Here is a 15,442-nt window from a genome sequence, read left to right on the forward strand (position 1 = left end):
GCCGAAATATTTTGTGAAAAAGAAGGTGTTAATGATAAATTTTGCTGTCGGACTTGCTTTTATCTGACCTTGTTGCTTTCCAGCCACTTTCTCCATTGGGCGTGATTGCCGGAAAACACGTTGATATCCGCATCGCCTTTAATGCCGGGAATTGTGCCGGTGCCGGTATATTGCCAGAACATCCAAGGGTGAGGGCCGTATTTTTCATCTGGATGACCCGCAGTTGAGCGCAGCCAGAACGGATAATCGCTGAAACTACGAAGATCATTATCATCGAAGAAATCAACAGTGGTATAGATGACTGGTTTCTTGCCGTAATGACGTTCGATCATGGTCAGGAATGTGCGCATTTCTTTGCGCACCACTGCCGGATCAGGACGTAATTTGCAGGACGGTGACAGCGGATTCCATTCCATATCGAGAACGGGTGGCAAAGCAGCCGGATCTTTGGGCACGTTGCGGATATACCAGCGTGCCTGATCGGCGGCAGTGCGGCAGAAATAATAGAAATGATAAGCACTACGCGGGATACCGGCGGCGCGTGAGCCTGCCCAATGCTCGGCAAAGCGGTCATCTACGCGGTCGCCACCCTCGGTGGCTTTGATAAAGACAAAGGAAATGCCGCTGTTACGAACCTGCTGCCAATCAACTTTGTCCTGATATTTGGAAACATCCGTTCCGTGTACCGGATAATGCCACGGTGTTTTGGCGGTATAATCATGTGGTTTACGGTCGTAAAAGCGCGGGGCTTTGGCATTGTTTGATGGCAGAGCAATAGCCGTCCCTGAGCCAGCGGTTGGTTTCACATCTGAAAAATCATAATCCACTGATGTGCAGGCACTCAACATCAGACTGAGAACGGCAAGAACTGCTGGCTTCATTAATTTTGTCTCACACAATTCGCGGGAAATTCATGAATGCTTTCTTACCGTAAAAGGTTAAATTTTTCCTTTAGATCATGAATATTGCATTGCTGGTCATTGTGCTGAATCTGAACTTTTCTGAGGTGGCGGCATGTAAGACAGTGACTGAATATTTGTTCTGAATATATTTTTTGTACGGGCGGATCATAAGTTATGCGGCATAATATGGTGCCTGTCATAATTGTCGTAATCCGGCGCGGAGGTGATTGAATGTATCGTTTGCTGACTTTGGTTATTGTTGTTGTGCTGCTGGGTGCTGCGGCATTCTGGGGTGGCTTTCTGTTCTCAAATAAGCCCGCAGAAAAACGGACAGATAATATTGCTGCAATTATTGCCGATACTGAAAAAGTTGTTCCGGTAACCGCAGAGCAAGGGGCGCCGGAAGGCGATGGCAGTTCTGTACTCAACCTCGATATGTTAAAGCTGGATCAGCCGCTGACAGCGGAAGATGTAACAAATGCCGCGGCCAAAGCGGGACTTGATGCGGAACAGACGGCGTTGCGCGTTGGACAGAATGGGGAACAGGCAGCAAAGGCCAGACAAATCGCTCAAGAAAGTGTGCGTATTCATATGGAGCGCCGGTTACGCGCCGAACAGGCTGCCACAAAATCGCAGTGAGTATTAAGGTCGGTTTGACCGGTTCCCTTTAACGCTATGTATAAATGCCGGATTTCATCCGGCATATTACGCTTGGTGGTTTTCTTCAGAGTTGTTTTGAATTACAAAAGCTTATGTCGATTTGGTCCAGTATCGCAGATTTCTTAACGCAGACGGCTTACAGCGCATTTTCGAGCGTCATTGAAGCCGTCCGCACATATTTTGAAGGCGATGCTGAGACACGTCGTCGGGTAGCTTTTTCTATCGCGATGATAGCGCTTTCTGCAAAAATGGCGAAAGCAGACGGCATTGTCTCTGCGCAAGAAGTGCGCGCATTTCAGGATATTTTTGAAGTGCCGGAGAAGGAAGCGGATCACGTCTCGCGCCTTTATAATCTTGCCAAGCAGGATGTTGCCGGTTTTGAAAGCTATGCCCGCCAGATTGCATCCTTATGCAGGAGTTCCCAAACCGATGGCGTAGAGATTGGCTGCGATGCGTTGTCTGATGTTCTCGATGGTTTGTTTTATATCGCCAAGGCTGACGGCTATGTGCATGATAAGGAAATGGCCTTTCTGCGCCGTGTCTCTGAAATTTTTTCTATTGAAGAAGATGAATTTTTGCTGATTGCCGGACGGCATGTAAATTTAGGGCCTGCTGATCCCTATGCTGTGCTGGGTTTAACCCGCGGCGTGGCATATAAAGAAGCGAAGCAGCATTATCGCAAACTTGTGCGTCAGAACCACCCTGATCTGGTTATCGCGCGCGGTATGCCTTATGAGTTTCAGAAAATAGCCAATCATCGTCTCGCTGCCATTAATGCAGCCTGGGCGACTATCGAAAAGCAATTGGATCAGCATGACTATGCAGGATAATTCCACACCGGCGGCCGGTTCAAATCAGGATAATCAGTCCGAGCCTCGTATTTTGCTGAGCAAAGCGGATTACAAGGATGCAATTATTGATGCATCGGCCAATTTTGGTCCGCGCAAAGACGGTAAGACGCCGCGTTTTCTGATCCTGCATTACACTGGTCTGGCAACGGCACAGGAAGCGCTGGATATTCTCAAATGCCCTGAGCGCGAAGTTTCCGCGCATTATCTGGTACATGAGGACGGGCAGGTTGTGCAGATGGTCGCGGAGAGCGAACGTGCATGGCATGCGGGGAACAGCTGCTGGAAAGGCGAGAGCGATATCAATTCCGCCTCCATAGGGATTGAAATCGTCAATCCGGGTGTATTGGAGAATTTCCCGCCATTTGCCGAGAAGCAAATTGAATCAGTGATTGCGCTGTGCCGCTCGATTTGCGAGCGCTATAATATTGCGCCGGAGAATGTACTGGCGCATTCCGATATTGCACCTGAGCGCAAGATTGATCCGGGCGAGAGTTTCCCTTGGAATACCTTGTTTGAGGCCGGTATCGGCCATTGGGTTGAACCTGCGCCGATCCGTGGCGGACGGTTTTTTGCCATGGGTGATCGCGGTCAGCCGGTGGAGGCATTGCAATCCATGCTGGCCATGTATGGCTATGACATCATGATTAATGGCGAGTTCAACGAGCAGACCAAGGTGGTTTTGAGCGCATTTCAGCGCCATTTTCGTCAAAATCAGATCGACGGTGTGGCCGATACCTCGACAATCGAGACTTTACACAGGCTTATTTCAACGATTTTGCGTGAAAGCGTAACTAGCTGATTTTTAAAATAGCTTATTGTTTTTTGATAATCGTATTTCCGTTAATGTTACAGACTTTTGCAATCTGTGATTTGTAGGGACAATCTTCGGCTGCAATCAAGCGTCAGATACAACCTCAATTTCCTTGAGCAGATCTGATGATGGGGCGGACTGTTACCCAGAAGGAAGGGCGTTGAAAGATGATTTTGCCTTAGTGCGAATCTTTTCAGCGGGTTTATTCAACAGTTCCAACGGTAAGGCTTATGATTAAAAAATTAGTATTTTTATGCGCTCTCAGCGGGGCGGTGGTTTCGTTCGTTCAAGCACCAGCCATGAGTGCACCTGTTTTCGAAAAATCTAATCTTATGGATATTCTGAAAGCGAAAAAAGACGCTTCAGAAAAGAATACCAAGAAAAGTGAAAAGACACAGAATAAATCTGATGCAAGCCGTACGGCTTATCAGAAGCAGGCTTCCGGTTCGTCGGCAAAAATGCCTGTAATTGAGCGCCGTTCAGCGCGCACACGTATTGATCTGAACAAGCAGATCAAAGGTCAGTCAGAAATCAAGCAAGCACAGGCCGGTAAATCCGGTAAGCCTTATTCTGCAATTATCGCCCGTTATGCTTCGAGCTATGGCGTTCCTTTGTCGCTTGCTCATGCTGTTGTTCGTCATGAGAGCAATTATCAGCCAAATGTTCGCGGTCAGGCCGGTGAAATCGGTTTGATGCAGATCAAGCTCGGTACTGCCCGTGGTCTTGGTTACACCGGTTCAGCCAAAGGTTTGTATGATCCGGCGACCAATGTGCAATATGGCATGAAATATCTGGCGCAGGCGCACAAGCTTGGTGGTGGTACAACTTGCGGCACGATCCTGAAATATAATGCCGGACATGGTGCCAAGCGCATGAACCCGACATCGGCCAAATATTGCAGTAACGTCAAGACTTACATGGCCAAATTTTAAGCCTGTTTATATTCAGGCTCTGGCGGGACACCTGATGCGCCATAACCTAAATCTAAACAGCCCTTGTATGACAGGGCTGAGATTTTGAAACAAAAGCTGGGTTTCTCTTGCGGAGGCCCAGCTTTTTTATTGCGTTTTGTGACGGATACGGCCTATAGACGCTTGTCAGCCGGTCGGGCAGCCGCGCTTGTTCAATACCGAAAGGTGGCAAGTGAGGAAAGTCCGGGCTCCATGGAAACACGATGCCGGGTAACGCCCGGCGAGGGTGACCTCAGGGAAAGTGCAACAGAGAGCAGACCGCCTGCCATAGCCCTTCGGGGCAACGGGCAGGTAAGGGTGAAAGGGTGGGGTAAGAGCCCACCGCGCTGCCGGTAACGGGAGTGGCACGGTAAACCCCATCGGGAGCAAGACCGAATAGGGACGGCGCATCAGACTTCGGTCTGGTAATCAGTTTCCGGATAGCTGTCCGGGTGGGTTGCAAGAGGCGGGTGGCGACATCCGTCCCAGATGAATGGCTGCCGCGTCGGACTGGAAACAGTCCGGCCATACAGAACCCGGCTTACAGACCGGCTGACAAATCTGTCTGAAATTATAGCGGGCACGCAAACGGGGTAGAAAACGTCATTTTAACCGATGATAAATCATAACTGTGCCCGTAAAATAACCCTTCCTTAATATTAATATTGGATAAATTATTCGCGGTATATTGCGCATCCTGCCGGTTGCTCAATCGCATAACCATATAATACGGCAGCGGGCGGAGCGGTTTCTGTGCCTCCGTTGACGCCTACCTTGCCCCGGTGGTATTTTTTAATGCAGCTTGTTGCGTCCAGACTTTGTTCAGTTTCCAGACATTTTTTGCTGCATCCGGCAGAGGCTAGTATACGAGGCAATATGCAAATTGCTAAAATCTGCGGTTGCAGTGATATCGCCTGCGTACAGCATAAAGTGTTAGAGCGACCTTGTGTAGCGCCCAAGAGGGTGCACGGCGCTCTAGAAGGATCTTCCGCTGTTATGCGCAGTCCGGCAGAGAAAGCAAAACAATGACAGGGCAGGATAAAAGCATGACCAAAGGCGCAGATAGTGAAAATACAGCACAGGTTGCCGATGGTACCATATCTTCCGCTGAAGAGGATTATTCCCGCCATATTCCGGTAATGCTGGAAGACGTTGTTAGTGCGTTGCAGCCGGAAGCTGGCAAGCTCTATGTTGACGGTACATTTGGTGCCGGTGGTTATACAAAACGAATTCTTAAAACCGGTGCGGATGTTCTCGCCATTGACCGTGACCCGAACGCCATTGCTGCAGGGCAATCACTGGTTGCAGACTATCAGGGACGTTTGCGCCTGGTGCAAGCGCGTTTTTCCCAGATGGAAGATGTGCTGAGTGATGTGCAGCCCGATGGTGTTGTGCTGGATATCGGTGTTTCCTCGATGCAGATCGACGAAGCTGATCGCGGTTTTTCTTTCCAGAAAGACGGGCCGCTAGATATGCGTATGTCATCGCATGGCTTGAGTGCCGCCGATGTTGTTAATCAGTATAAAATGGGCGATCTGGCACGGATTTTTAATTTCCTTGGTGAAGAACGTCATGCCGGACGCATTGCGCGCATGATTGAAAAGCGTCGTGAAACCGAGCCGTTCAGCCGTACCCGTGATCTGGCTAATGCCATTGAAATGCTGGTTGGACGTCACCCGAAAGACCGTATTCATCCGGCAACGCGCGTATTTCAGGCGCTGCGTATTTATGTCAACGACGAGTTGGGTGAGCTGGCACGCGCATTGATAGCTGCGGAACGGTCGCTGAAGCCGGGCGGTCGTCTGGTTGTGGTGACATTCCATTCGTTGGAAGATCGCATTGTAAAGCGTTTCTTTGCGGATCGCGTTGGCGGCGGCGGCGGTTCGCGGCATTTGCCGGAAGCGCATATGCGCCATGGCAGTTTTGCGCCTGCGGTTAAAGGTGCAGTGGGAGCCAGTGAAGAAGAATCCTCACGTAATCCGCGTGCGCGCTCTGCCAAGCTGCGCGCCGGTATCCGTACAGAGCATCCGCCGCTTAAAGCGGATTACAGTATTTTCGGTCTGCCAACCTTGCCGGTTTTGCCTGATACGAATGCAATCGAGACGACGAAGAGGAAATCATCATGATGCGAACTATAGATATTATATTGATCGCAATCATGCTGGTGGCGGCAACGGTGACGTATAAAATCAAACATGATGCTGAAAAGCAGGTGGTTGAGATTAAGAAAATTCAACGCCAGATTGCATTTGAAAAAGACACGATCAATCTGCTGAAAGCGGATTGGAGTCTGATGACCCAGCCGAACCGCTTACAGCGTCTGTCTGATATTTATCAGACGCAGTTGAAGTTGCAGCCGGTCGATGTCACGCAGATCGGCCTGTTCGATGATATTCCGTTGAAACAGGCAGATGATATTGAAAAGCTGATCGGTGGCAGCGCTGATCTGGTAGCGTCAGTTGATACATTAAGCACTGGCAGCATCGCGCAGCCCGCATTTGCTCAGGGTGCCGCTACACCTATGCGTATTGTTGTTCCGGGAGTGCGGCCATGAGCGAAAAAAAGGGCTGGTTCCGACGGAAAAATTCTTCAGCAGATGGTGCTTCGGCCTTAGGGCAGGCGCCGGACTTTGATAGTGCCGCGCTTGAGAGTGAGCGCGGCATTGCCACTTCCCCGCTCAATGACAGTGTTGCCTTTGCCGGAAACCGCAAAAAGCATGGTAATCGCGCCCGTAACCGTCTGGTTATGGCGATTACCTGTTTTGTCGGGATTTATGCCGTTATTGGTGGTCGTCTTGTTTATTACGGATTGCAGGGCGATGAGAATGAGGGCTACCGCGCAGGCGCGGCCAGCACACTCGCTGCACGTCCTGACATTATCGACCGTAACGGTGAAGTGCTGGCAACAGATATTAAGACAGCCTCGCTCTATGCCGAGCCGAAAAAGATTGCCGATCCGGACGAGACATTGGAATTGCTGGCGACAGTTTTGCCGAATCTTGACTGGGAAAATACCTATCGCCGTCTGAAAAGCGGTGCAGGTTTCGTGTGGATTCAGCGTGGCCTGACCCCGCGCCAGCAAAGCCAGATTATGGCGCTTGGTGTGCCGGGCATTGGTTTCCGTACAGAGAAATCCCGTTTCTATCCGGGTGGTCCTACCGCTTCTCACATTCTCGGTCTGGTCAATATCGACAATCAGGGTATTGCCGGTATGGAGAAATATATCGACAGTCAGGGTTTGAGCGATCTGCGTATGGCTGGTCTTGCCCAGCCGGATAATCTGGAACCGTTCCGCCTGTCGATTGATCTGCGTGTACAACATATTATGCGCGACGAGCTGGTGCGCGCCGTTGAGAAATATCGCGCGATTGCTGCCGGTGCTGTGGTGCTGAATGCCAAGACCGGTGAAGTGGTGGCGATGGCTTCGGTGCCGGATTTCGATCCGAATAATCCGTTTAACGCGCTGGAAAAAGATCGTCTGAACCGGATGTCTGCCGGTACCTATGAAATGGGCTCGACGATTAAGAGCTTTACCACGGCGATGGCACTGGATTCTGGCAAGTTCAATCTGGAAAGTAAATTTGACGCGACCCGTCCGATTACAATCGGTCGTCAGACGATCCGCGACTTCCACGGTAAAGCCCGTTGGTTGACACTGGCCGAAGTGTTTATTTTCTCATCGAATATCGGTTCAGGTAAGGAAGTTGATGCGATTGGTATTGAAGGCCACCGTGAATTCCTGAAACGCGTTGGTCTGCTGGATCGTATGCAAACGGAATTGCCGGAAGTGGCACGTCCTGTTGAACCGCGCGTCTGGAAGAAAGTACATTCCATCACCATTTCCTATGGTCACGGTATGATGACCACGCCATTGCAGACAGCCGTTGCTGCTGCGGCGCTGGTCAATGGTGGCCGGCTTATTCCGCCGACATTCCTGCCACGCACACAGGATGAAGCGAATGCGGTTGCCACACAGGTACTGAAACCTAAAACCAGCGATGATATGCGTTATCTCTATCGCCTCAATTCCGAGATTGGTTCCGGCCGTCGCGCTGAGGTCAAGGGTTATCGTGTTGGTGGTAAGACCGGTACCGCGGAAAAAGTTATCAATGGCCGTTATTCGAAAGACGTGCGCTTTAACGCATTCCTTGCGGCTTTCCCGATGGATGACCCGACTTATGTCGTTTTGACCATTATTGATGAGCCAAAACCTGAGGAAGGCAAACTTTCTGCAACTGCCGGACTCAATGCTGCCCCAATGGTTGCAAATATCATACGCCGGTCAGCTTCTTTCTTGGGTGTGTCGCCGGACTTTGCGCAAGATGGCCCGCCAATTCTGGCCGCTTATGAAAATGACTGATCTGAAACGGGTATTGCCGTGACACTATTCGCCTTAAAAGGGAGATAGGTCAGGCAGAGTGAATGCAAAAAATCGGGAACTGAGTGGCATGAAACTTCAAAGTATCGCAGCCTATGTAAATGATATGGCAGACTCAGTTGCACAGACTGAGATATCCGGATTAAGTTCCGATTCCCGTACCGTTCAGAAAGGTACTTTGTTCGCTGCACTCAAAGGCGTTAAAAATGACGGCTCGGCCTATGCGGTGGATGCGGTCAAGCGCGGTGCTGTTGCCATTCTGGCCGATGAAGATATGGATGCGAGCGCGATCACCATACCGGTTTTACGCAGCAAAGACCCACGCCATGCATTGGCCATGGCGGCGGCTGTTTTTTATGGCAAGCAGCCGCAGATTGTGACGGCTGTTACCGGCACCAGCGGTAAAACCTCTGTTGCTTCTTTCACCCAGCAAATCTGGGCCTATGCCGGTTTTGCAGCGGCAAGTATCGGTACGACCGGTGTTTTTTCGCCAACACGCAATGAATATGGCTCGCTGACAACACCTGACCCTGTGGAATTGCAGAAAGTTCTGGCAGAGCTGAGCGATGAAGGCGTAACCCATGCCTGTATGGAAGCCTCATCACACGGGTTGGATCAGTGCCGCCTTGATGGTGTGAAATTGACAGCAGCCGCATTTACCAATCTTGGCCGCGATCATATGGATTATCATCCGACGGTTGAAGATTATCTCAATGCGAAAATGCGTCTGTTTGATACGCTGCTGCCGAAAGGCGCTCCGGCGATTATTTTTGCGGATGATGTTTATTCTGCTCAGGCTGTTGAAGCGGCAACTGCTGCCGGTTGTGCGGTTAAAACTGTTGGCCGTAAAGGCGACTTCATCACGCTGAAGCGCGTTGAACATGAGCGTCATCGCCAGCATATTGAACTGAAACATGACGGCAAAATCTACGAGTTTACTCTGCCGCTCGCCGGTGATTTTCAGGTGGCGAATGCCCTCGTGGCTGCTGGTTTGGCGCTGGTTTCCGGTGTGCCTGCGGATGCTGCTTTCCGTGCATTGGAACGTCTGAAAGGCGCGCCAGGTCGTCTGGATTTGGTTGGGTCAACGGAAGATGGTGTGCCGGTTTATGTGGACTATGCCCATAAGCCTGATGCGCTGGAAAATGTGCTGACATCGGTTCGCCCTTTCACCACCGGTCGTGTGATCGTGGTGTTTGGTTGCGGTGGTGATCGTGATAAGGGCAAGCGCCCGATCATGGGTGAGATTGCAACCCGACTGGCTGATGTGGTGATTGTGACGGATGACAATCCGCGCTCGGAAGTACCAGCCACTATCCGTTCTGAAATTCTGACTGCGGCACCGGATGCACTGGAAATCGGTGACCGTCACGAAGCTATCCGTCATGCGGTGCTGATCGCACAGGCGGGAGACACAGTTATTATTGCGGGCAAAGGGCATGAAGAAGGGCAGACCATCAATGATGTGACGCTGCCATTCTCCGATCATGTTGAAGTTGCCCGTTCGCTTGAGGCGCGTTTTAAATGAGTGAGATTCTTTGGAAATCGGCAGACATGGTAAAAGCGATGGAAGGACGGCCGGTCGGCCAGCTTCCTGAGGGCATTACCGGCATTTCGATCGATTCCCGTAGCTTGCGTAAAGGCGAAGCCTTTTTCGCGATTAAAGGTGATGTTTTCGACGGGCATGATTTTGCAACGGCTGCTATGGCGGCAGGGGCAGGCTTGCTGGTGGTGACCGAAGCGCGTTTGCCAGCCCTTGGTAAAATGCAGGTGCCGATGATTGTGGTAGATGATGTGCTGGCGGCATTGACCCGTCTTGGCATTGCATCGCGTGCCCGCTCCAAAGCGCAGATCATCGCCGTGACCGGCTCGGTGGGTAAAACCACAACGAAAGAAGCCTTGCGCCATGTGCTGTCGACTTGCGGCAAGGTGCACGCCTCTGCGGCATCATTCAATAATCACTGGGGTGTGCCGCTGACATTGGCGCGGATGCCGGAAGATGCTGATTACGGTGTTTTTGAAGTGGGTATGAACCATCATGATGAAATTCGCCCGCTGGTGAAAATGGTTCAGCCGCACGTTGCTGCGATCACATTGATTGCTCCGGCGCATCTGGGGCATTTTGCTAACCTCGAAGAAATTGCGGTTGCTAAGGCCGAGATTTTTGAAGGTGTTTTGCCAGGCGGTTACGCACTTCTCAACCGCGATGATAAGCGCTTCAAGCAGTTGGAAGCGCTGGCAACAGCTGCCGGTATTGAGCATATTGCGACTTTTGGTGAAAATGCCCGTTCGACCTATAAGCTCCGTGATTTGGTGATGAAGGCGGATTGCTCCTGCATTACCGTTTCGATTGCCGGACAGGAAGCGGCGGTAAAGATCGGCGCACCGGGTCGCCATATCGTGCAGAATATGCTGGCCGTCCTTGGTGCGGCGCATTTGGTTGGTGCAGACATGACACAGGTTGTGCTGGCACTCAGCACTTTGCAGGCGGAAGCTGGCCGTGGTGCACAATATCGCTTACGCCATGGTGACGGCACTTTCACGCTGATTGACGAAAGCTATAATGCCAATCCGGCATCAATGCGCGCGGCGCTTTCGCTTTTGGAAGCCACCGAGCCGCAGGGTGAGCGCCCAGCAGCTGGACGGCGTATTGCTGTTCTCGGCGATATGCTGGAGCTCGGCAAACAATCCTCTAAGCTGCATGGCGATCTTGCGCGGCCGATTGTTGATGCGCATGTGAATATGCTGTTTATCGGTGGCGCGCATATGAGTGCCCTGAAATCCGCAATGCCTGCAGAAATTCATGTTGAGTATCGGGAAAGCGTTGACGAACTGCTGCCACTTGTAGTCAAAGCAGTGCGTCCCGGTGATGTGGTGATGATTAAGTCGTCAAAGTCGATCGGCTTTGTGAAAATCGTCAATGCATTGTTGAAAAAATATGCTGTCGCTGAGGCGGCAGAATAGTTTATAGCGGTTCCACATTTTTCGGAATGCGCTCTAATCATCTACAGTCCTTGCGACTGCGTAAGAATAACAGGAACTAAACATTGTATTCTTCAATAAATGCAATGTGTTAAAGTGCCGATACCGACCTGAAGGGCATTCACCCGATGCTGATGTTATTAGCGACTGCTGCGGATCAATTGTCGTTTTTCAATGTGTTCCGCTATATTACTTTCCGCACCGGTGGCGCGCTGATTACATCAGCTATGCTGGTCTTTCTGCTTGGACCAAGCATCATCAACAGTTTGCGCGTGCGTCAGGGCCGTGGTCAGCCGATCCGTGCCGATGGCCCGCAGACTCACTTTAAAAAAGCCGGTACGCCGACCATGGGCGGGTTGATGATCCTGTTTGGTGTTTTGGCCTCGGTCTTGCTTTGGGGCAATCTCAAAAGTGTTTATGTCTGGGTTGTACTGCTTGTTACCATCAGTTTCGGTGCTATCGGTTTCTACGATGACTATCTGAAGGTGACAAAACAATCCGATAAAGGTTTCTCCGGCAAAGCTCGTCTTGGTCTTGAGTTTATTATTGCTGCGATTGCTGCCTATGTCATTATGCGCACGGGTCAGGAACCTTTCTCATCTTCGCTGACATTCCCGTTTCTCAAGGGCATGTTGCTGGATCTGAGCTGGTTCTTTATTCCTTTTGCTGCCTTTGTCATGGTTGGTTCCGGTAATGCGGTCAACTTTACCGATGGTCTTGACGGTCTGGCGATTGTGCCGGTGATGGTTGCTGCGGCTTCTTTTGGTTTCATTGCCTATCTGTCGGGTAACGCGATTTTTGCTGACTATCTGCAAATTCATTTTGTACCGGGTACCGGTGAGCTGGCTGTTATTCTTGGCGCGGTCATTGGCGGCGGTCTTGGTTTCCTCTGGTTCAACGCACCACCTGCTGCGATCTTTATGGGTGATACCGGTTCACTCGCGCTGGGTGGTATGCTCGGTGCGGTGGCGGTTGCAACCAAGCATGAAATCGTTCTCGCAATCATCGGCGGTCTGTTCGTGATGGAAGCGCTGTCGGTTATTATTCAGGTTGGCTGGTTTAAAATGACCGGCAAACGCGTGTTCCTGATGGCACCGATCCACCACCATTTTGAGAAAAAAGGCTGGACTGAAAGCCAGGTCGTTATCCGCTTCTGGATCATTGCGATTATTCTGGCAATGATCGGTCTTTCAACACTGAAACTGCGTTAAAACTGAGAACAGATGAGCTGCCTGCTAAACAGGCAGCTTCATTGTTTATAAAGGTGCCGGAGCGATAATCCGGCGAATATGTTTTTACAATATTGACTGAACGCATTGTCGACTGGCGGCCTGACCATGATCCCAACCCTGACCCTTAAAGATAAGACTGTTGCGCTGTTTGGCCTTGGCGGCTCCGGTATTGCAACGGCAAAAGCTATGATCGCCGGTGGTGTGAAGGTTGTGGCATGGGATGATAATCCGGACAGCGTTGCCCGTGCAGTCAGTGAGGGTATTACCACGCAGGATTTGCGTGGCGCTGATTGGTCTGCTTTCAGCGCTTTTGTGCTTTCTCCCGGTGTGCCGCTGACGCATCCGCAGCCGCATTGGAGCGCTGAACTGGCGCATCAGCGCCAAGTGCCGGTTATCGGCGATGTCGAGCTGTTCTGCCGTGAACGCAATGCAGCGCTTGCTGCAGGCGATGATGTACCGTTTATTGCCATTACGGGCACTAATGGCAAATCCACAACGACAGCTCTGATTGCACATATTATCAAAGCGGCTGGGCGCGATATGCAGCTTGGCGGCAATATCGGCACGGCCGTGTTGTCGCTTGAAGCACCGGCGGATGGTCGCAACTATGTAGTTGAATGTTCTTCCTATCAGATTGATCTGGCACCATCACTTAATCCTGCCGCAGGTATTTTGCTCAACCTGACACCGGATCATCTGGATCGTCATGGCACAATGGAAAATTATGCCGCGATCAAAGAACGTCTGGTTGCCGGTAGTGATACAGCCATTGTTGCGGTGGATGATGATTATTGCATTGCTATTGCAGAGCGTCTTGAAAAATCCGGCAAAAAACTGATCCGTTTCTCGAAAGATCAGGTGCTGGCAGAGGGCTTCTACGCACAAGGTACGGATATTTATCGTGCTGAGAATGGCAAGACTGAACTACTGTTGTCGCTGGACGGGATTGGCTCGCTGCGCGGTGCGCATAATGCACAAAATGCTTTGGCTGCCCTTATTGCCTGTCTGAGTGTTGGTCTGTCGCTGGATGATATTCGCGCAGGTCTGCGCAGCTTCCCCGGCCTTGCCCATCGTATGGAGCAGGTAGGGCATCAGGGCAAAACCCTGTTTATTAATGACTCCAAGGCAACCAATGCGGAAGCAACTGCTCCGGCGTTGTCGTCTTTCCCGAAGCTATACTGGATTGCCGGTGGCCTGCCGAAAAGCGGTGGCATTGAAAGCCTGCGCGAGTTCTTCCCGCGTATTACCAAAGCCTATCTGATCGGTGAGGCCGCAGCACAATTTGCGGCAACGCTCGGGAATGATGTGCCATTTGAAATCAGCCATACGCTGGATGCTGCCATTGAACATGCGGCAAAGGATGCGGCACTGGATACAGCAGATGAGCCGGTGGTGTTGCTGTCTCCGGCTTGTGCCAGCTTTGACCAGTTTCCGAATTTTGAAAAACGCGGCGCGGCATTTCGCGATAAAGTCATGACGCTGCAGGGATTTGCACCAATAGGGAGAGCCGACTGATGGTTAGCCGCGTAGACAGAGGCCCTGTCGCCAATTGGTGGTGGACGATTGACCGTTATTTTCTGGCTGCCTGTCTGGCGCTGATGGGGCTCGGCATCTTGCTGTCCTATGCAGCAAGTCCTGCGGTGGCGGAGCGTATTGGTCTCGATAGCTTTCACTTTGTAGAACGTCAGATATTTTTCATGATTCCTGCACTGATCGCGATGATCGGTACATCCTTTTTAAGTCGTCGCCTTGTTCGTCGGTTTGCTCTGATCCTGCTCGGGGTTTCCTTGCTTTTGATGGTGGCGGCGCTGTTTTTCGGTATTGAGGTCAAGGGTGCGCGGCGCTGGGTGTCGCTGGCGGGTGTTTCCATTCAGCCATCCGAGTTTATGAAGCCGGCCTTTGTGGTGATTTGCGCGTGGCTCTTCTCCGAGCAGGAACGCAATGGCGACATGCCGGGTAATCTGCTTGGTATGCTGTTGTTTGTTTTGGTGGCGGCCTTGTTGATGGCGCAGCCAGACTTTGGGCAGACCACGCTGACAGCCGTCAGCTGGGGCGCAATGTTCTTCCTCGCCGGTATGCCGTGGATCTGGATTATTCTGCTTGGTGGTCTTGCCGGTGTCGGCGGCCTGAGCGCCTATTTGTTTTTCCCGCATGTGGCCGGTCGTATTGACCGCTTTATGACTGGTGAGGGTGACACGTTTCAGGTCGATAGCGGTCGTGAAGCGATTATCAGTGGTGGCTGGTTCGGGCAGGGGCCGGGCGAAGGTACCATCAAGCGCATTATTCCCGACAGCCATACGGACTTTATTTTTTCTGTGGCTGCGGAAGAATACGGCATTATCCTGTGTATTCTGATTATGCTGCTGTTTGCTTTTATTGTTATCCGCGGGCTGGTTGTGGCGATGAAAGAACGGGATGCTTTTACCCGACTGGCAATCTCCGGTATTGTAATTTTGTTCGGCTTCCAGTCGATCATTAATATGGCGGTGAACCTGCATCTGATGCCTGCCAAGGGTATGACTTTGCCGTTTATTTCCTATGGTGGTTCGTCCTTGGTGGCGATTGCTGTAACTATGGGTTTCCTGCTGGCGCTGACACGACAAAATCCTGAGCGGAGAATGTCGGCCTCGCTGAAGGGGGCAGGCGAGCGTATTCCCGCGCTATAAACTCTAAAATTATA

The 15,442-nt window shown here is 51.3% G+C and carries 13 protein-coding genes and 1 other RNA gene; 13 read left to right on the forward strand and 1 reads right to left on the reverse strand.

The features are described 5' to 3' along the window. Window positions 1-59: 59 nt before the first annotated feature. A complete protein-coding gene (locus QUF18_RS08565) occupies window positions 60-881 on the reverse strand; it encodes a glycoside hydrolase family 25 protein (RefSeq protein ID WP_289386633.1) in 822 nt (273 codons plus the stop codon). Window positions 882-1,133: 252 nt separating this feature from the next. On the opposite strand from QUF18_RS08565, the gene QUF18_RS08570 reads away from it, so the two are divergent. The 13 genes from QUF18_RS08570 to ftsW all read left to right on the forward strand — a co-directional run bounded on the left by QUF18_RS08570 (window position 1,134) and on the right by ftsW (window position 15,428). Next, window positions 1,134-1,541, forward strand: a complete 408-nt coding sequence (locus QUF18_RS08570) for a hypothetical protein (protein WP_289386634.1) — start codon at window positions 1,134-1,136, stop codon at window positions 1,539-1,541. Between the two features lie 113 nt (window positions 1,542-1,654). Next, window positions 1,655-2,392 (forward strand): J domain-containing protein, encoded by a 738-nt coding sequence (locus QUF18_RS08575; protein WP_289386635.1) that lies wholly within the window; start codon window positions 1,655-1,657, stop codon window positions 2,390-2,392. Beyond that, entirely contained in the window at window positions 2,382-3,212 is an 831-nt protein-coding gene (locus QUF18_RS08580) for an N-acetylmuramoyl-L-alanine amidase (RefSeq protein WP_289386636.1), read from the forward strand. Before QUF18_RS08575 ends, QUF18_RS08580 begins: the two co-directional genes overlap by 11 nt. Window positions 3,213-3,454: 242 nt before the next feature. After that, the gene (locus tag QUF18_RS08585) at window positions 3,455-4,156 is read left to right on the forward strand and encodes a lytic transglycosylase domain-containing protein (protein WP_289386637.1); all 702 of its coding nucleotides are present in this window, start codon (window positions 3,455-3,457) and stop codon (window positions 4,154-4,156) included. Between the two features lie 165 nt (window positions 4,157-4,321). Then, window positions 4,322-4,734: RNase P RNA component class A (rnpB, locus tag QUF18_RS08590), an RNA gene on the forward strand. 486 nt (window positions 4,735-5,220) lie between these two features. After that, window positions 5,221-6,300, forward strand: a complete 1,080-nt coding sequence (gene rsmH, locus QUF18_RS08595) for a 16S rRNA (cytosine(1402)-N(4))-methyltransferase RsmH (protein WP_289386638.1) — start codon at window positions 5,221-5,223, stop codon at window positions 6,298-6,300. Next, entirely contained in the window at window positions 6,297-6,728 is a 432-nt protein-coding gene (gene ftsL, locus QUF18_RS08600; RefSeq protein WP_289386639.1) for a cell division protein FtsL, read from the forward strand. The genes rsmH and ftsL overlap by 4 nt, the downstream gene beginning before the upstream one ends. Then, the gene (locus QUF18_RS08605) at window positions 6,725-8,533 is read left to right on the forward strand and encodes a peptidoglycan D,D-transpeptidase FtsI family protein (RefSeq protein WP_289386640.1); all 1,809 of its coding nucleotides are present in this window, start codon (window positions 6,725-6,727) and stop codon (window positions 8,531-8,533) included. The genes ftsL and QUF18_RS08605 overlap by 4 nt, the downstream gene beginning before the upstream one ends. A gap of 88 nt (window positions 8,534-8,621) precedes the next feature. Beyond that, a complete protein-coding gene (locus QUF18_RS08610; protein ID WP_289386641.1) occupies window positions 8,622-10,076 on the forward strand; it encodes a UDP-N-acetylmuramoyl-L-alanyl-D-glutamate--2,6-diaminopimelate ligase in 1,455 nt (484 codons plus the stop codon). Next, the gene (locus tag QUF18_RS08615; protein ID WP_289386643.1) at window positions 10,073-11,512 is read left to right on the forward strand and encodes a UDP-N-acetylmuramoylalanyl-D-glutamyl-2,6-diaminopimelate--D-alanyl-D-alanine ligase; all 1,440 of its coding nucleotides are present in this window, start codon (window positions 10,073-10,075) and stop codon (window positions 11,510-11,512) included. The genes QUF18_RS08610 and QUF18_RS08615 overlap by 4 nt, the downstream gene beginning before the upstream one ends. 146 nt (window positions 11,513-11,658) lie before the next feature. Then, window positions 11,659-12,741 carry a phospho-N-acetylmuramoyl-pentapeptide-transferase gene (gene mraY / locus QUF18_RS08620; RefSeq protein ID WP_289386644.1) on the forward strand — a complete coding sequence of 361 codons (1,083 nt, stop codon included), beginning with the start codon at window positions 11,659-11,661 and terminating at the stop codon, window positions 12,739-12,741. Between the two features lie 126 nt (window positions 12,742-12,867). Beyond that, window positions 12,868-14,277 (forward strand): UDP-N-acetylmuramoyl-L-alanine--D-glutamate ligase, encoded by a 1,410-nt coding sequence (gene murD, locus QUF18_RS08625; RefSeq protein ID WP_289386645.1) that lies wholly within the window; start codon window positions 12,868-12,870, stop codon window positions 14,275-14,277. Beyond that, window positions 14,277-15,428, forward strand: a complete 1,152-nt coding sequence (gene ftsW, locus QUF18_RS08630; RefSeq protein ID WP_289386646.1) for a putative lipid II flippase FtsW — start codon at window positions 14,277-14,279, stop codon at window positions 15,426-15,428. The genes murD and ftsW overlap by 1 nt, the downstream gene beginning before the upstream one ends. Window positions 15,429-15,442: the final 14 nt, after the last annotated feature.

Source organism: Pseudochrobactrum kiredjianiae, from assembly GCF_030362795.1.
Classification (GTDB): Bacteria; Pseudomonadota; Alphaproteobacteria; order Rhizobiales; family Rhizobiaceae; genus Pseudochrobactrum; species Pseudochrobactrum kiredjianiae.